Source organism: Arthrobacter sp. B1805 (genome assembly GCF_002929745.1).
In the GTDB taxonomy this organism is placed as follows: domain Bacteria; phylum Actinomycetota; class Actinomycetes; order Actinomycetales; family Micrococcaceae; genus Arthrobacter_D.
Genome location: NZ_PJIQ01000002.1, coordinates 39,565 through 56,855, shown reverse-complemented (window position 1 = coordinate 56,855; position 17,291 = coordinate 39,565). Strand labels below are relative to the sequence as shown.

Annotated in this window: 15 protein-coding genes; 10 read left to right on the top strand and 5 right to left on the bottom strand. The window is 66.9% G+C overall.

Annotated elements, in window-relative coordinates; genetic code table 11:
- Window positions 1-493 precede the first annotated feature (493 nt).
- From CXQ96_RS02910 to CXQ96_RS02895, 4 genes are all read left to right on the top strand, one after another.
- Complete coding sequence (locus tag CXQ96_RS02910; RefSeq protein ID WP_104116543.1) at window positions 494-727, top strand: hypothetical protein; 234 nt, start codon at window positions 494-496, stop codon at window positions 725-727.
- A gap of 215 nt (window positions 728-942) precedes the next feature.
- On the top strand, window positions 943-2,190 hold the full coding sequence (gene mshA / locus CXQ96_RS02905; protein ID WP_104116542.1) for a D-inositol-3-phosphate glycosyltransferase: 1,248 nt from the start codon (window positions 943-945) through the stop codon (window positions 2,188-2,190).
- A 31-nt stretch (window positions 2,191-2,221) separates the two neighbouring features.
- On the top strand, window positions 2,222-2,992 hold the full coding sequence (locus CXQ96_RS02900; RefSeq protein ID WP_104116541.1) for a phosphatase: 771 nt from the start codon (window positions 2,222-2,224) through the stop codon (window positions 2,990-2,992).
- A 26-nt stretch (window positions 2,993-3,018) separates the two neighbouring features.
- Window positions 3,019-4,686 carry a formate--tetrahydrofolate ligase gene (locus CXQ96_RS02895; RefSeq protein WP_104116540.1) on the top strand — a complete coding sequence of 556 codons (1,668 nt, stop codon included), beginning with the start codon at window positions 3,019-3,021 and terminating at the stop codon, window positions 4,684-4,686.
- On the opposite strand, the gene CXQ96_RS02890 is transcribed toward CXQ96_RS02895, so the two are convergent.
- Window positions 4,683-5,198 carry a DUF2306 domain-containing protein gene (locus CXQ96_RS02890; RefSeq protein ID WP_104116539.1) on the bottom strand — a complete coding sequence of 172 codons (516 nt, stop codon included), beginning with the start codon at window positions 5,196-5,198 and terminating at the stop codon, window positions 4,683-4,685. The genes CXQ96_RS02895 and CXQ96_RS02890 overlap by 4 nt on opposite strands.
- A gap of 92 nt (window positions 5,199-5,290) precedes the next feature.
- Here CXQ96_RS02890 and CXQ96_RS02885 point away from each other — a divergent pair, with 92 nt between their 5' ends.
- Complete coding sequence (locus tag CXQ96_RS02885) at window positions 5,291-5,971, top strand: MerR family transcriptional regulator (protein ID WP_104116538.1); 681 nt, start codon at window positions 5,291-5,293, stop codon at window positions 5,969-5,971.
- Between the two features lie 15 nt (window positions 5,972-5,986).
- Here CXQ96_RS02885 and CXQ96_RS02880 read toward each other — a convergent pair whose 3' ends face one another.
- Complete coding sequence (locus CXQ96_RS02880) at window positions 5,987-7,072, bottom strand: inositol-3-phosphate synthase (RefSeq protein WP_104116537.1); 1,086 nt, start codon at window positions 7,070-7,072, stop codon at window positions 5,987-5,989.
- Window positions 7,073-7,262: 190 nt separating this feature from the next.
- On the opposite strand from CXQ96_RS02880, the gene CXQ96_RS02875 reads away from it, so the two are divergent.
- The 3 genes from CXQ96_RS02875 to CXQ96_RS02865 are packed head-to-tail and all read left to right on the top strand — an operon-like array spanning window position 7,263 to window position 11,464.
- Window positions 7,263-8,876 carry a glycosyltransferase family 87 protein gene (locus tag CXQ96_RS02875; protein ID WP_258058783.1) on the top strand — a complete coding sequence of 538 codons (1,614 nt, stop codon included), beginning with the start codon at window positions 7,263-7,265 and terminating at the stop codon, window positions 8,874-8,876.
- Window positions 8,873-9,982, top strand: coding sequence for a peptidoglycan bridge formation glycyltransferase FemA/FemB family protein (locus CXQ96_RS02870; RefSeq protein ID WP_104116536.1), 1,110 nt, complete (start codon window positions 8,873-8,875; stop codon window positions 9,980-9,982). The genes CXQ96_RS02875 and CXQ96_RS02870 overlap by 4 nt, the downstream gene beginning before the upstream one ends.
- Window positions 9,983-10,024: 42 nt before the next feature.
- Entirely contained in the window at window positions 10,025-11,464 is a 1,440-nt protein-coding gene (locus CXQ96_RS02865) for an NAD(P)/FAD-dependent oxidoreductase (RefSeq protein ID WP_104116535.1), read from the top strand.
- A gap of 93 nt (window positions 11,465-11,557) precedes the next feature.
- On the opposite strand, the gene CXQ96_RS02860 is transcribed toward CXQ96_RS02865, so the two are convergent.
- Window positions 11,558-12,121 carry a TetR family transcriptional regulator gene (locus tag CXQ96_RS02860; protein ID WP_104116534.1) on the bottom strand — a complete coding sequence of 188 codons (564 nt, stop codon included), beginning with the start codon at window positions 12,119-12,121 and terminating at the stop codon, window positions 11,558-11,560.
- Between the two features lie 88 nt (window positions 12,122-12,209).
- On the opposite strand from CXQ96_RS02860, the gene CXQ96_RS02855 reads away from it, so the two are divergent.
- On the top strand, window positions 12,210-13,694 hold the full coding sequence (locus CXQ96_RS02855) for an MFS transporter (RefSeq protein ID WP_104116533.1): 1,485 nt from the start codon (window positions 12,210-12,212) through the stop codon (window positions 13,692-13,694).
- 211 nt (window positions 13,695-13,905) lie between these two features.
- Window positions 13,906-14,706, top strand: coding sequence for a response regulator transcription factor (locus CXQ96_RS02850; protein WP_104116532.1), 801 nt, complete (start codon window positions 13,906-13,908; stop codon window positions 14,704-14,706).
- Here the strand turns inward: CXQ96_RS02850 and CXQ96_RS02845 are convergent.
- The gene (locus tag CXQ96_RS02845; protein ID WP_258058782.1) at window positions 14,676-15,746 is read right to left on the bottom strand and encodes a signal peptidase I; all 1,071 of its coding nucleotides are present in this window, start codon (window positions 15,744-15,746) and stop codon (window positions 14,676-14,678) included. The genes CXQ96_RS02850 and CXQ96_RS02845 overlap by 31 nt on opposite strands.
- Window positions 15,747-16,031: 285 nt before the next feature.
- On the bottom strand, window positions 16,032-17,063 hold the full coding sequence (locus CXQ96_RS02840; protein ID WP_104116531.1) for an LLM class flavin-dependent oxidoreductase: 1,032 nt from the start codon (window positions 17,061-17,063) through the stop codon (window positions 16,032-16,034).
- Between the last annotated feature and the right edge of the window lie 228 nt (window positions 17,064-17,291).

Sequence of the window (17,291 nt, the reverse complement as noted above, 5' to 3'; positions counted from 1 at the left end):
CTCTCGTCGAGGAAGAATTCAGCGACGAATTTTCTCGTGGGCTATGCCGATCAGCATTTCATGGGGTAGCTTTATCTACATGCCATTGGGCCTTCCCAACCGAACATCCCGGGAACGTCGTGGCTGGACATCAATAGGTGCACTCAGCGAAATGGAGGTGGAGATTGTGAATACCATGCTCAGCGGAGCCTTTGCCCGCGGCGCCAATCCCGCCTTCGTCATCCGTACGCACTAGGAAGTCAGCGCACCGGCTCCAGCCGGCTGATCCACTCCTCACCCCGCGCCCGTGCGCGACTTCCTTCCGCGATTCTTCTGGCCTTTCTTTTTCAGGAATTGCCCTTTCCTGGGCTTCATCGTGCCCTTCACCAGCCACTGAGAGTTTGTCATGTCCAATTTACGGGGCATTCCTGCCCAATTCACCGAACCGTCAGCGACGTCCCCCACCACTAAACCTCCTCCCGCCGGTCGGGGGTCCGCGCAGGGGGAATTCATCATGAGCGGATCACTGACACCCTCCCTGCAGGACACCGGGACAGTACAGGACGACCCAGCTACCCCTGCCACCGCCATGCCCGGATTCCACCGCAGGAAGAAGGTGCAGCGCATGCTGAAGAGGTGGCGTAATGGGGTGTCGTTCTGGGGCCGGATCCTGTCCAGTCCGTCACGTGGTCCCTGGGACGACTGCCATCGATTCCGGGATCCTCACCACACCATGTTCATCAAGTAGGACGCCGTGCATCGATGGACGTCGCACGAGCCGAGACAGACGCCCGCGATCAGGTCAGCGGTCCTGGCTCGTCATCGGCCCGGCGCCCTTCTGAGGCCGGGAGAGGGGCCGTCTGCCCGGGGCGGTGTTCCGGAATGTGGGGCGGGAACATCGCGTTATAGGGTCATGGGGTCAATCGACCGGGCCATCCGTCGGCCCGTCGGAAGGGAGAGGGTGTGTCCGGCGTCAGGCGCGTGGCCATGCTGTCCCTCCATACCTCGCCGCTCGAGCAGCCCGGTGCGGGCGACGCGGGAGGCATGAATGTCTATGTCAGGAGCACGGCGCTCGAATTGGCCCGGGTAGGCATAGACGTAGAGATCTTCACGCGTGAGGTCGGCGAGGGACGCCCCCGCCGCGAGGTGCTGGGTGACGGTGTGGTGGTGCATCACCTCGATGCCGGGCCCCGCCACCGGATCCCGAAGGAAGCCCTGCCGGGCCTGAGGAATACGTTCGCCGATGCGATCACCGACGTCGCCGACGTCCTCGCCGATGGACACTTCGACGTCCTGCACTCCCACTACTGGGTTTCCGGCACCGTCGGGCTCACCCTCAGCCAGGAGATGCACCTGCCCCTGGTCCACTCCATGCACACGATGGCGAAGGTCAAGAACCTGCACATGAAGGCGCTCGGCTCCCCGGAGCCGGGCGAGAGGATTGCCGGCGAGCAGGAGATCGTGGCCGGCGCGGCACGCCTCATCGCCAACACCCGTACCGAGGCCTCCGAGTTGGTCTCCCTCTACGGGGCGGTCGCGGATCGCGTCGACGTGGTGGCCCCGGGAGTCGATCTCTCGACCTTCCATCCCGGTGACCGCGCTGCGGCCCGCGCTGCGCTCGCCTTCCCCCCGGAACGGTTCCACGTGGTGTTCGCCGGCCGGATCCAGAAGCTCAAGGGCCCGCAGGTGCTGGTGGCAGCTGCGGCGGAACTCCGCCACCGCAGGCCGGACATCCCGCTCGACGTGAGCATCCTCGGGTCGGGCAGCGGTTCGGAGGCCCTCGCACTGCAGCCCCTGATCGATGCTGAAGGTCTCTCCGATGACATCCGGCTTTACCCGCCCGTCACGGCAGCGCGGCTGGCCCAGTGGTTCAGGTCGGCCGACGCCGTCGTCATGCCCTCCTTCAGTGAGTCCTTCGGGCTCGTGGCGCTCGAGGCGCAGGCCTGCGGCACGCCCGTCGTGGCTGCCAACGTCGGAGGCCTCCCACAGGCGATCAGCGATGGACGCACCGGGCTCCTGGTGGATGGTCACTCGGCGACCGGCTGGGCGGCCGCCCTCGAACGCCTGTACGACGACGTCCCCCTCCGGAAGAATCTCGGCCAGGCGGCCGCGACCCATGCGCTCGCCTTGGGCTGGCAGCGCACTGCCCTGCTGACAGCCCAGAGCTACCGCACAGCCGTCGAGCGCTTCTCCGCCGCCACCGCACACTGAGGCATGCCCACAAGGCCCCTAGGATGGGAAGGTGAACCCGACCGAGCTCGCCGAGTACCTCGATTCCGTCCGCATCACCGGCCAGGTTGCCACTCCCCGGCAGGACAATCTCAGGCACATGCAGCTGTTCCTGGAGGGGAACGAACACCTCGAGTTCGGTGTCACCCGCACGCGGGAGTGGACGTACGATGACGTCTTCGACCTGATGCACGAGCGCGTAGGAACGAGCGCGGACCGCAGCCATACCGAGGGCCAGGACACGATCGACGCCGGCAAGTGCGTGGCTGCCCTGGACCGATTCGCCGACCGGCTGGGTTCCTCGGCCCGTCGTGGTGAGCGGATACTCTTCGCGACGGGCCATCCGGCCGGCCTGCTGCCCGTCCACGCGGCGTTCGCACGTGCAGTCGCCGCCGTCGGTGCCACGGTGGTGAGCGTCCACGAGGGCCGGCGCTTCGGTGCCGGCGACATCCGGCAGGTCTTCGGCGTCCTCGTCTGGCATCAGCACGGCGGGCTCATGCACACCCACTTCCCCGAGCCCATGCGCCTCAGTCTCGAGACGCTCGCCGAGGCCGGACAGGGGTTGCCCGACCTCGTGGTGGCGGATCACGGGTGGGCCGGGCAGGCTGCCAGCTCGGGCATCCCGACCATCGGGTTCGCCGACTGCAACGACCCGGGATTGTTCGTCTCGGAAGCGCAGGGACAGGTGGACGTCGCCGTGCCGCTCGACGACAACGTGTGTCCGGGACTGTACGAGCCGCTCATCGCGTACGTCCTCGAGCGCGCCGGTCTGCCCCTCCTCTGAAGCCGGAGCGCTGGTAGGTTTTCCCCATGAGCGATCTCGAGATTGCCCGCGCTGCCGCGGTCAGGCCCATCGGGGACATTGCCGACGCCGCGGGTATTCCGCGGGAGGCGCTCGAACTGCATGGGCGCTTCAAGGCGAAGATCGATCCCCGCCTTCTGCCGGACGAGGGCAGGATCCCGGGAAAGGTGGTCCTGGTCAGCGCCATGAGTCCCACACCCGCGGGGGAAGGGAAGTCCACCTGCACCGTGGGCCTCGCGGACTCGCTGGCCCGTGCCGGGCAGCGGGTCATGATCGCCCTGCGTGAGCCCTCGCTCGGACCCGTGTTGGGGATGAAGGGCGGTGCGACGGGCGGCGGGTATTCGCAGGTGCTCCCGATGGATGAGATCAACCTGCATTTCACCGGCGACTTCCATGCGATCACATCAGCCAACAACGCTCTCGCTGCGCTGATCGACAATCACATCCACCAGGGCAACGAACTCGGCATCGACCCGCGGCGGATCACGTTCAAGCGGGTACTCGACGTCAATGACAGGGCCCTCCGCGAAGTGGTCGTCGGGCTCGGGGGGCCCGCGCAGGGCACGCCGCGCCAGGACGGTTTCGACATCACGGTCGCGTCCGAGATCATGGCTGTCTTCTGCCTCGCCCGGGATCTCGATGACCTGAAGGAACGGCTGGCCGCGATCACCTTCGGGTACACGTATGACCGCAGGCCCGTCACGGTGGGCGAACTGCGGGTCGAGGGCGCGCTCGCCCTGTTGCTCCGGGACGCCATCAAACCGAACCTGGTGCAGACGATCGCGGGCACTCCAGCCCTTGTCCACGGCGGTCCGTTCGCGAACATCGCCCACGGTTGCAACTCGGTGATCGCTACCCGGACTGCCCGGCAGCTGGCCGACATCGTGGTCACCGAGGCGGGCTTCGGGGCGGACCTCGGCGCGGAGAAGTTCATGAACATCAAGGCGCGGGCTGCCGACCTTGCTCCCGACGCGGTCGTCATCGTTGCGACGGTCCGCGCCCTGAAGATGCACGGTGGGGTCGCGAAGGCCGACCTCGCTGCCCCCGACGTCGAAGCGGTCGGACGTGGCGCTGCCAACCTGCTCCGGCACGTGCGCAACGTGGAGAAATTCGGTATCTCACCCGTCGTGGCCATCAACCGGTTCGGCACGGACACCCAGGAGGAACTCGACTGGTTGGAATCCTGGTGTGCGGCGGAGGGAATCGATGCGGCGGTCGCCGATGTCTGGGGGCAGGGCGGTGGGGGACCGGGCGGCGACGAACTCGCGGCCAGAGTCCTCGCTGCTCTCGAACAGCCCGTCCGTTTCTCGCACCTCTACCCGCTCGATCTCTCGATCGAGGACAAGATCCGGACGATCGTGCAGGAGATCTACGGCGCCGACGGCGTCGAGTTCTCCGTTCCGGCGCTGAGGCGGTTGAAGGAGATCGAGGACAACGGGTGGTCAGGTCTTCCCGTCTGCATGGCGAAGACGCAGTATTCCTTCTCCGACGACGCGAGCCTGCTCGGAGCGCCGAAGGGCTTCACGGTCCACGTGAGGGATCTCATCCCGAAGACGGGCGCAGGATTCATCGTGGCCCTGACCGGGTCGGTCATGACCATGCCGGGCCTGCCCAAGGACCCGGCCGCGCTGCAGATGGACGTCGACGCCGAGGGAAACGCCGTCGGATTGTTCTAGCTCTGCTCGACGGCGGCGGTGTCCTCCCGGACGGAGCGAACCTGCGGCTCCGGTTCGGATCCGCGCCGTCGTGGTCGCACGGTGAGATAGAGGGCCGCGACGCTGGCGACGACGAAGGTCGCCACGAGCCAGGCGGTGCTGGGATCACCGATGAGAAGGCGTGGGATGGCGCGCGTCGGAACGGTGGCGGCGAAGACGAACGCCACCAGGAGCCCGAGGTAGCTGCCGATCATGTTCATGAGGTGGGCGCGGATGTTCCTTCTCGACGCCGCCGCGATACCGAGGGTGACTGTGACGATCGTGAAGGCGGACAGCCCGTGGAGCCAGCTGAATCGCCCGTCCGTCACGATCCAAAAGCTGCTGATGCAGACGTAGTACATGGACGCCGCCCAGGTGTAGCCGAGGATGCGGTGGGTGCGGTCGCGCCGCCGTCGGAGGATGTTCACGGGTCCGATGACGAGCGCGACGAGGGCGCCGACGACATGCGTCGCAAGGAGCGGGTTCCAGTCCATGCGCTCAGGATAGTTGCACTATCTTGATATGGACATCAGGAGAGCTGCCCACGGGGTCACTATCCATTGCAGCAGCGAGGAGGAGATTCTGCATGAGGCTCAGCGAACTCAGCGCGGTGAGTGGAATCAGTCCGGCGAGTATCAAGTTCTATCTCCGCTCAGGGCTCCTCGAGCCAGGACAGGCCGTCCATCCCACCAGGGCGGAGTACGGGGACGCCCATGTGCGGCGACTGCGTCTCATCCAGGGATTGCGGTCGGTGATCGGATTGGGCCTTGAGGACATCCGACGCATCATCGAGGCTTCCGACGGCGCCGAAACCTCCGGGCACAAGCGGCTCGCCCTGCTCGCCACGGTGCAGTCCGTCGTGCTCGGCTTCAGCAACAGTGGAACGAGGGAGCCGCCTACGGTCAAGGAACTCGTACTGCAGATGGGGTGGCCTGACGAGGACAGCGAAGCGCGCGCTGCGGTCGGCGAGCACCTTGCGGCGATGACCGCTGCAGGAGTGGCAGCGGACCCAGCAGTGCTGGTGTTGTATGCGCGAGCGGCGGACGCGATCGCGGATGCCCAGCTGACCGTCACGGACGGCCAGCGATCTGTCGAGGAGCTCATCCTCACCGCAGCGGTCGGGATGCACCTGCATAACCAGCTCATCCTCAAGGTCATCGCACTCGCCCAGGCTAGCCGGTCCATCCAGCGGTACGCCCAGCAGGGACCGCACACGCAGAAGGGCCGGGACGGCGATGCGTCCCAGCCCTTCGATGAATCGGACTAGCGGGTATGCGTCGGACTAGCGGTCGAGGTCGCCCCGGATGAAAGCTTCGACCTTCTCGTGGGCGATGTCGTCGGCGTACTGCTCGGGCGGCGACTTCATGAAGTAGCTCGACGCCGAGAGGATCGGACCACCGATGCCGCGGTCCAGGGCGATCTTGGCGGCGCGGATGGCGTCGATGATGACACCGGCCGAGTTCGGGGAATCCCACACCTCGAGCTTGTACTCCAAGGAGACGGGAGCGTCGCCGAAGTTGCGGCCTTCGAGACGAACGAACGCCCACTTGCGGTCATCGAGCCAGGCCACGTAGTCCGAGGGGCCGATGTGCACGTCGTTCGCGTGCAGATCCGCCTTCACGTTGGAGGTCACGGCCTGGGTCTTGGAGATCTTCTTGGATTCGAGGCGGTCGCGCTCGAGCATGTTCTTGAAGTCCATGTTGCCGCCGACGTTGAGCTGGTAGGTGCGGTCCAGGGTGACGCCGCGGTCCTCGAACAGCTTCGCCATCACGCGGTGGGTGATCGTGGCACCGATCTGGCTCTTGATGTCGTCACCGACGATCGGCACTCCTGCCTCGGTGAACTTGTCCGCCCATTCCTTCGTGCCGGCGATGAACACCGGAAGCGCATTGACGAACGCGACGCCCGCGTCGATGGCGCACTGCGCGTAGTACTTCGCAGCGTGCTCGGACCCGACCGGCAGGTAGCAGACGAGCACATCGGCCTTGGTGGCCTTGAGCTGACCGACGATGTCCACGGGTTCCTCGTCGGACTCGACGATGGTCTCCCTGTAGTACTTGCCCAGGCCGTCCAAAGTGTGACCCCGCTGGACGATGACACCGGTCGGGGGTACGTCGGCGATCTTGATGGTGTTGTTCTCGCTCGCACCGATCGCCTCGGCGAGGTCGTGACCGACCTTCTTGCCGTCGACGTCAAACGCCGCCACGAACTGCACGTCCCCCACGTGGTACTTGCCAAACTCGACATGCATCAGGCCCGGAACGCTGCCTGCCGGATCCGCATCACGGTAGTAATGCACACCCTGCACGAGCGACGCGGCACAGTTGCCGACTCCAATGATTGCCACGCGAATGGGGTTCTGTCCCACAGTTCTCCTCGAAAGCCCGTTGAATATGCCCCGGCCGTCATCGCCCTGGGCGCGGTCGGCAGGAAGTGCCAGTCTACGTTCAGTTCACAACGCGGGTGTAAGCGGGTCCATTCCGCGCCCGCCAGGGCCGTCGCGTCAAGCCTGCCCGTTCCGCGGCATCAGGAACGGTCCCTGGGGTTAGGCTCGATGGATGACGTCGGGTACGGGAAGGCGCGGACCGTACCGCATCAGCATCCCGAGCCGGTCGGATCCGATCCTCCGACAGTTCGTCGAGGGCGTCGGCGGGCCACTCGGCCGTCACGCGGACCCGGGTCGCGTCGCTCCGCGATGGTTCACAGTCCCACGGGTCCTCATCCTCATCACGGTGTGTTCCTCGATCCTCGCCGTCGCGGCCAAGAATCCCTGCCGACTGGGTGGGTGGTCCTCCCCGGACTACTTCTATCGCGCCTGCTACTCCGATTGGGCAGAGCTCTACCAGAGTCGCGGCTTCGGCGAGGGCGTCCTCCCGTTCATCACCCCCGGAGCCTTGTTCGAGTATCCGGTGCTGCTCGGCCTGCTGGCATCGGGCACGGCGGTTCTCGTCGAACTCGCGGCGCACGGAGCTGCACCAGAGGCGAAGTCGCTCCTCTACTTCGACCTGAATGCCGTGTTGCTGGCCGGCGTCTGGATCATGACGGTGCTCGTCACCATGCGCCTGTCCCACCGGCGGCCCTGGGACGCTGCGATCGTGGCCTCGGCTCCTGTGATCATCCTGTCCGGGACGATCAACTGGGACTTATGGGCGGTGCTGTTGGCGACGGCCGGGATGTTGGCCTTCGCCCGCGATCGGCCGGTCCTGGCGGGCGTGCTGTGGGGACTCGGGACAGCGGTCAAGCTCTACCCTGTCCTGTTGCTCGGCGCCGTGCTGGTGCTGGCCATCCGTACGGGCCGGTACCGGCCGTTCGCAGCCGCTCTCGCGGGCGCCGCGGGCGCCTGGCTCGTGGTGAATCTGCCCTTCCTGCTGCGCGATCCGAACGGATGGGCGTACTTCCTCACCTTCTCGGAGACGCGCGATGCCGGTTTCTCGTCCGGGTGGTACGTCTTCAACGCCCTCGCACGGGAAACCGGTGCCCCCGTGCTCCCGCCGGGTGCGATCAATGCGGGCGCAGGAATCCTCTTTGTCGCGTGCTGCGCCGCCGTCGCAGTGCTGGCCCTCCGGGCGCAGCGCAGGCCCCGGCTGGCGCAACTCGCCCTGCTGATCGTGATCGCCTTCGTCCTCTGCAACAAGGTCTACTCACCGCAGTACGCTCTGTGGCTCGTGCCGTTGGTGGCACTTGCCGTCCCCCGGTGGCGCGTGGTCATCGCCTGGCAACTGGTGGAAGTACTCCACTGGGCGGCTGTCTGGCTGTACCTCGGCGGACAGACCAGCGGCGGTCCGCCGGAGAACAACCTGGGGCTCGGCCTCTACGTCTGGGCCGTCGTCGCGCATATTCTGGCCACTGCATATGTTGCCGCGGTCGTGGTGGTCGAGATCCGTTCGCCATCGCTGGACGCCGTGCGGCGCATCGGGATCGACGATCCACAGGGTGGTCCCTTCGACCGATTGCCCGACCGCTTCACCCTGCGCTCCGGACGGGGTCGTCGTCGAACCGGAGGGGCCCTGCCCCAGCCGCCGGTACGGGCGGCGGGCGGCCATGCTCCGATAGGCTGGCGGAACGGCGTCGACGCCACGCACTCCCGAGCGGCCGACGCAGGCGAGCCGGAGTCGCTGCCCCGTCGATCCATCCGTGCGCCGTCGACACCTCCAGCGGAAGATCATCAGTGAGAGCAGCATCCCTTACCTACAGCAGGCTCACCAGGAGCGGCTTCGACTCGATCGCAGACGCGCACCCCGGCGTCGTGATCCCGATCGAGCAGACTCCGGACTGGGTCGAGTTCGAGCACGCGCTAGGACGGGCTCCGCTGGGTATCTGGGCCTACACGGATGCGGCCGGGAACCTCGTGGCGACCGCCAGCTATATCCGCGTGGTGCGTCGCTTCAGGGAGTCGGTCGTCGTCGTCAACGGCCCTGTCTGGTTCGCAGAGCGGACGCCGGCAGCGGAGCGGCTGCTGATGGAGACGGTACGGGAGCAGTTCCGCCACGATCCTTCCGTACATCCCCTCTACGTCCGGATGCAGGTCGCTACGCTGCAGCCCCCTGCCAACGGTCCCATCGAGCACGGCTGGTACGAGCGCGAGATCGTCGTCGACCTGAAACCGTCCGAGGCAGAGCTGCTGAAGAGCTTCCGGCCGAACGCGCGGAACAGCATTCGCAGGGCACAGCGGAGCGGCGTCGAGGTGAGGCATATCCCTCGTGAGGAATGGACTGGAGTCTTCGCCACGCAGTTGTACCCGATCATGCAGGAGACCGCCGATCGGGACGGGTTCCAGTCGTTCGATTCCTCGTACTACGAGACCCTGCTGACGGTGCTGGGTGACCACATGCGCCTTATGGTCGCCTACAGCGACGGAGTCCCCGTGAGCTGGTTGATCACCACCGAGTACCGCGGGTACGCCGTCTACTACTTCGCGGGAAGTACGCTCGAGGCCCGCAAGACGTTCGCCCCGTACCTGCTGCTGTGGGAGGCGTTCAGGACGCTGAAGGCCGCCGGCAACACCGCGTGCGGGCTCACGGGTATCGAGAGCGATAACTACCCGGGGCTCGCCAACGTCACCACGTTCAAGCGAAACTTCTCGAAGAACGTGGTGGTGGTGCCGACCACGTACGACATCCCGCTGCGTCCGGCCCGCTACGCAGCGGTGGCGTCCCTCCTCGCTGCGCGACGATCAGTGCCGACGGCTGGACGAGCGGCCCTGCACCGTGCTGGTGTGCTCCTGCGGCGGGCCAGGGGTGCGCGGTCCGCAGCGGGTGCACAGGGAGCCAATACATAGTCGGAGGGGAATGGGTCCCAACGGCATAGGAGAGGAAGCATCATGGCAGATGTCGAAGTCGTCGGAGCTGGACCGAACGGCCTCGCCGCGGCCGTCGTCATGGCGCGCGCGGGCCTTTCCGTCAGGGTCCATGAGGCCGCTCCTACGCTCGGTGGCGGGTCGCGGTCGCTGGAACTGATGGAGGAGGGACATCTCCACGACTTCTGCTCCGCGGTCCACCCCATGGCGCTGGCCTCGCCGTTCTTCCGCGCCTTCGAGCTCAGCCGACGGATCGGGTTCGCAGTCCCCGACGTGTCCTTCGCCCACCCGCTCGACGGCGGCAGGGCAGGAATCGCCTACCGCAGCATGGAGCAGACCGTGGCGGGGCTGGGCGCGGACGGTGAGGCGTACCGGCACCTGATGCAGCCGCTGAGTGACCGGGAGCAGGACATCCTCGCGTTCACCCTGAACCATGTGGTGCGCGTCCCCGCGAAACCGGAGGCTGCTGTGCGCTTCGCCCTCGCGGTCCTCGACCAGGGTCTGCCCTCCTGGAACCGCCGTTTCAGGACGGACGAAGCGAAAGCGCTCATCACCGGCGTGATGGCGCACCCGGTCGGGACACTTCCATCGATCACGGGAGCCGGAGCCGGCCTGGTGCTGAATTTCCTGGCCCACACCGTGGGATGGCCCATCCCGGTCGGTGGGTCACAGTCCATTGCGGATGCCCTCGCGCTCGATCTCCGTGAGCACGGCGGAGAGGTGGTCACCAACAGCAGGATCGGGACACTGGCCGAGGTGTCCGACGCCCGCGCAGTGCTCCTCGACGTGGCTCCGAAGACCTTCCGGTCGATGTCCCGTGGCCGCCTTCCATGGGCGTATGACGCGGCGCTGTCCGCCTTCACCTACGGGAACGCTGCCTGCAAGGTCGACTTCATCCTGTCCGCCCCCGTTCCATGGACTCATCCGGACCTGCACAGGGCCGGGACGGCGCATCTTGGCGGAACGAGGGAGGAGATCGCTGCCGGGGAGAGGCAGGTCAACCAGGGCAAGCATCCCGACAGCCCGTACGTGCTCCTCTCGCAGCCGTCGTCGTTCGACCCGACCCGCGCTCCGGAGGGTCGGCACACGCTGTGGACCTATTGCCATGTGCCACGCGGGTCCACGCGCGACATGGCCGGGGCGATCACCGCGCAGATCGAGCGCTTCGCTCCCGGCTTCCGCGACGTCGTCGTCCGCAGCCATACGACGACGGCGAGCGAGCTCGAGGCCTACAACGCCAACTACGTGGGCGGGGACTTCAGCAGCGGGGCCGTCAACCTGCGCCAAATCGTCGCCCGGCCCGTACCGTCCCTGCAGCCGTGGGCTACGCCGATCAAGGGCGTGTACCTCTGCTCACAGTCGACTCCTCCCGGTCCCGGCGTGCACGGCATGGCGGGATTCAACGCAGCACGGCTGGCGCTCAGACGCGAGTTCGGCCTTCCCGTGCCTGTCCTCGGCGTCTGAGGACACAGCCGGTCGTCCGACGAGGTCGGGCCGAGGGCGCTGAAGCACCGCGCGGAAGCAGCGCCTTCCGGGCGCTGACCCGGCGGGCGCCGTCTATCCCTTCGGCCGAAGGATCCGACGTGCGGCTTCGACCGCTGACGAGCGGTGGGCAGCCCGGGGAGTGTCCTGCGCGTTGAGTTGTGCGACCAGCGGAGCCTGGGCCCACGCCTGCGCGACGCCGAAGAGGATGGGCAGGAGTTCCTCGGGCGCCCATGACGAGTCGACGAGCCCGAGCTCTTGCGCCTCGCGGAGAGCCGTCACTTTGGCGTCCGGAGCGGGCCAGTGGCCCGGTAGGTCGTAATCGATGCCCTCGAGCCGCGCCCAGGTGAGCATCCGGAGGATCTCAGGGTGCTCGTGCGTATGGTCGAAGACGAGGCCCACGAAGGCGGGAACGTCCGTGGGATCGAGCGCGGTGCCCTCATGGAACTCGATGGCATTCACGTCGAGCACGGCCTGGAAGAGGGCAGCCTTGTCGACGAAGTGGGCGTAGAGGCGCTCCTTGCTGGCACTCGCGGCCTTGGCGATCCGGTCGATGCGGGCACCTGCGAGGCCGTAGGCGGCAAACTCGCTGCGGGCAGCCAGAAGGATGCGGGTCCGTACGTCCGTCGTCGAAGACATCCTGCCAGTATACCCAAACGAACTAGTTCGTTTGACAGTGGTGCTCAGCTGTCCTAACCTCGGAATCCACCTGTCCTTGAGGAGATCCATGACCGTTCCACCCTCGGGCCCCGCCAGCACGTCCGCCCCGGGCGATGCTTCCGTCGAGGCCCCCGCGAACCGCTGGCTCGTGCTGGCGATCGTCGCGCTCGCCCAGCTCACCGTCGTGCTCGACGGCACCATCGTCAATATCGCCCTGCCGCAGGCGCAGGCGGAACTCGGCATGTCGGACAGCGATCGCAGTTGGGTCGTCACGCTGTACGCCCTGACCTTCGGTGCCCTCCTGTTGCTGGGTGGCCGCATCGCGGACTTCTGGGGCCGCAAGCGCTCGTTCCTCGTGGGTATGGGAGGCTTCGCCCTCGCGTCCGCCCTCGGCGGCATCGCGACGACGGGAGAACTGCTCCTGGTGGCCCGCGGTCTGCAGGGCTCCTTCGCCGCCCTGCTGGCGCCGGCTGCGCTCGCCATCCTGTCCGTGACGTTTCCCGGCGGCAAGGACCGCGTGCGGGCCTTCGCGGTCTACGGGACCATCGCCGGAGGAGGTGCAGCCGTCGGGCTCCTGCTCGGTGGGGTGCTGACCGAGTACTTCAGCTGGCACTGGTGCCTGCTCGTGAACGTGCCCATCGCGGTCGCCGCGATCGCGGTGGGTGTACCTGTCCTGCGGGAGAGCCGCGCCGAGGGAAGCACACGGTACGACGTCCCCGGTGCCGTCCTCGTCAGTCTCGGTCTCGCCTCCGTGGTCTACGGGTTCTCCCGGGCCGAAGCAGGTTGGGTCCGGGTGGACACGCTGGGCTTCCTCGCCCTCGGCGCCGCGCTCCTGGCCCTGTTCGTCCTCGTCGAGGTCCGATCGGCGCACCCTCTGCTTCCGCTGCGCATCATCACTAATCCGGCGAGGGCCGGCGCATACCTGGCGTCGATCGCGGTGGGAGCCGCGCTGCTCGGGGCCCTGCTCTACCTGACGCTGTACTTCCAGATCGTGCTGGGGATGAGTCCGCTCGTGTCCGGCCTGGCGTCGTTGCCCATGACGGCAGCGATCATCGTCTGCGCCGGAGTGGTCTCACGCCTGCTGACGACGGTGGGACCCCGCATCCTCATGACGGTCGGTCCACTGATCGCAGCGGCGGGGCTGCTCCTGCTGAGCCGTATCACCGTCGACGGATCCTACGTGCTGGAGGTCCTGCCGGCGCAGATCCTGCTGGGCATGGGTCTCGCGTTCATCTTCGTACCACTGCAGAACGTCGCGCTCCTGGGGATCGCTCCCCGTGATTCCGGCGTGGCGAGTGCCGCGGTGACGGCGACCCAGCAGATCGGCGGATCGATCGGTACGGCCGTCTTCACCGCGCTCTACACCGTGGGCGCAGGAACCGGCACGGCAGAGGGAGCCGCAGGCGGACTCCAGTCACTCGTCGATGGCTACGCGGTCGTGTTCCTCGCCGCCGCCGTCGCCCTTGCGCTCGCAGCACCGATCTCATGGTTCATGATCAGGGTCGCCAGGAACGAGTTCACGACGTCGGGCGAAGCGGTCCATCTGGGCTAGGAGCCCGCTGCTCGTGGTGGCCACGGTGCCGACGTGGCCATCATCCTCCTCGACCCGGTCCACGCCGGCCATTCAATGACACAGCGGGTGACACAACCACAACAGCGGGCGGCAGTGCTGATCGCGTGTCCGACGAGCGGATCAGCCAGAAAATCGACACAACAGTGCTGATGCACTCGGCCGTGCTTCGAACATCTGGCACTGTGTAATCATGACTTCCGACCCCGATTCGCGTGTTGCCCTCGTCATCGAAGATGATGCCGACGTGCGGCAGCTGCTGGTCATGACTCTGGGCATGAACGGCTTCACCACCCTCGAGGCCGAGACCGGGCGGCAAGGTGTCGCACTCGTGCGCGACCGCCAGCCCGACCTCGTGACCCTCGATCTCAATCTCCCCGACATCGACGGCGTCGAGGTGTGCCGTCAGATCCGACCGCTCACGGACGCGTACGTCATCATGATCACTGCACGTCAGGACGAGATCGACCGCCTGATCGGCCTGGAGATCGGAGCCGACGACTTCGTGGTGAAGCCCTTCAGCCCGCGTGAGGTCGGTGCACGGGTCAACGCGATGTTCAGGCGCCCGAGGAGCACCGTGCGGAACGTGTCGCAGCCCCTCCTGGGGACCGGTGAGGAGACCGAGGTGACGCAGCCTGCGACGGGGAGCACGCTGGTCGCCCCCCGGGACGAGCAGGTCGAGGGATCGCTGCTGCACGGACCGATCAGCATCGACACGGAAGGGCGGATCGCCATGCTCGAGGGTGTGGAACTGCCGCTCACACGCATCGAGTTCGACCTCCTGGCAACCCTCGTCTCGGGGCCGCGGCGGGTCTGGCAGCGGGAGACGCTGCTGTCGCGCATCTGGGGCGACGGGTGGGTCAATGACCAGCATCTGGTCGAGGTGCACATCCGCAACCTGCGGAAGAAGCTGGGCGAGGATACCAAGGCCCCGCGCTTCATCCGAACCGTACGCGGTGTCGGCTACCGCATGATCCCGCCGAGCGCCGACTGAAATTCGTCCCCGAGGCTGCGAAGCCGAGCAATGAGGCCGGGGTGGGCCGAGGGATTCTCGATCAGGCGGAGTGCTGCGGACGTCGACTCCTCGAGCCGGCTGGCGCCGACCATGGACGCGCTCACATTGAGGCTGAGCAGCGCGACGACGGCGGCATCAGTGTCCTCGGCCCTGAACGCGGACTCCACAGCCGCGATGCGCTGCGGCAGCAGCTGGACGAACGTCTCAGCGAAGTGGAGCGCCCCGGCGTGGCTGGAGAGTTCGACGCCGAGGTTCTGCAGGACCGACCGGTCCAGGACCGGGAGGAGTGGGACGTCGGTGCCGCCGGCCGTGGGCATGACGGGTGAACCGGGACGGTCCTCGACCGTGGCAGGCGTGCCGACCGAGGCGTCGTCGTCCTCCTCCTTGGGGCGTGACCAGATCATGAGAAGCAGGCTGCCGACGAGCACGGCCGGCACGCCGTACACGAGGGCCTGGCGGACGACGGGCGTACGGAGGGCGCGGATCACGTTGCCGACCTCGGGGATGGTGGCCGTTGCCTCGTAGACGTAGTCCCCCTCGAGCGTGGCGATCCAGGGGTCGGCGGCCTGATTGGCGTCGCCCTTGGTGCGCACGGCCGTGCTGCCGTCGGTTCCCCTCATGACCTCGATCACGCGGTGTGTCTCGACGCGGTGGTCCTCGACGGGGATGTGGTAGCTGATGACGTCTCCCACAGCGATGTCACTCACCGGCTGCACCGTGGTGACGACGACATCACCGGGCATGATCTCGGGGGCCATGCTGCCGGTCAGCATCGTCGCCGTCTGGTAGCCGAGGAAGCGCGGACCGATCGCGAAGAACAGGACGGCCGCGATGGCGAGCACCATGAGGAGTGTGCCCAGGAGGCTGGTGATGCGCTGGGCGATGGACGGGCGATCGGAAGTCGCACGCACTGCCCCGGGTGTCGCCGTGGTAGCCGTCGTCACGTCGTCCGTTTGCTGCCGGTTGCGAGCGCTCGCTCGGAACCCGGGACCGATGGACGAAAGGTCGATCGTGCTCACGCCTGCTCCTTCTGTTGCTGCTGGTTTCCTGATCGACCGGATTCCTGCCCGGCTGAAGCTACCCGCCGGCTCCGGTGGACGGTGCGGAGCCGGCGGGAAGAGTGTCGAACTTCTGAGTACTACTCTGGCGCGTGTCGCTCAAAGGTGGAGTGGCGGAAGGGCGAAAAGAGACCGAAGAAAGGGCGAAGGGGTATTCGAGGGGTCTCCTGTACCCGTGCGACGAGAACGCAGAAGTCCCCCGCACCGTCCTGGTGGACAGTGCGAGGGACTCCGGGAGGGACGATCCTAGGAGAGCATCTCGCGGACCATCGGGATGACCTTCGTACCGTAGAGCTCGATGCTGTGCATGAGCTTCTCGTGCGGCAGCGGACCCGCGCTGTACTTCATGTCGAAGCGGTCGATGCCGAGCGTCTGGGCGGTTGCGGCGATCTTCTTCGCAACGGTCTCCGGCGAACCAACGTACAGGGAGCCGAAGTCGGCCTCCTGGTCGAACTCCGCGCGCGTCGTCGGGCCCCAGCCGCGCTCACGGCCGATGCGGTCGCGCATGATGCGGTTGTCGGGCCACAGCTCCTCGCGGGCCTGTTCGTCCGAGTCCGCGACGTAGCCCGGCGAGTGGACTCCGATCGGCAGCGTGGGCTGGCCGAGCTGGGTCAGGGCCCGGTGGTACAGATCCACATAGGGCGCGAACCGGGCCGGATCACCACCGATGATCGCGAGCATCAGGGGCATCCCGTATCGTGCGGCACGCACCACCGACTCAGGACTTCCACCGACACCGATCCACGTCTTGAGGCGGCCACCGTCGGTCTTGGGGTACACCTCGTGGTTGTCGAGGCCGGGGCGGGTGCTCCCGGACCAGGCCACGGGGCCCTCCTTGATGAGCTCGGCGAAGAGATCAAGCTTCTCCTCGAAGAGCCGCTCGTAGTCGGACAGCTCGTAGCCGAAAAGGGGGAACGACTCCGTGAAGGATCCGCGGCCGAGGATCACCTCGGCGCGACCATTGGACGCGGCGTCCAGCGTGGCGAAACGCTGGAACACGCGCACGGGGTCGTCCGAGCTCAGCACTGTCACCGCGGAGCCGAGGCGGATGCGCTCGGTCTGGCCGGCGATGGCGGCGAGGACGGTCTCGGGGGCGGAGATGGCGAAGTCGTCACGGTGGTGCTCGCCGATCCCGATGAAGTCGACGCCGACCTCGTCGGCGAGGACCGCCTCGGCGATGACGTTCCGGATGACCTGCGGATAGGGAACAGGGTTGCCGTCCTGTCCGCGCGTGACGTCCCCGAAGGTGTCCAGTCCGAGTTCCAGTTCGCGTGCCATGGTGCAACTCCCCGTGCTTGCCGTTCCGGCCCACCCTGGGCCTGCTCATAGAACGGAGGGCAGGACGGCGTTATTCCATGCAAAGGTATCTATCTCGCTCTGAGCTCCTACGCAGCTGACAGTGGCGACCCCGGTCCGGCGGGACGGGCGTGCCCAAGGGCTGCTCTACGCTCCCCGGGTGGCCGAGCTTTGCCTCACGTCCCGACCGCGCGGTAAGCTGTGGGACGG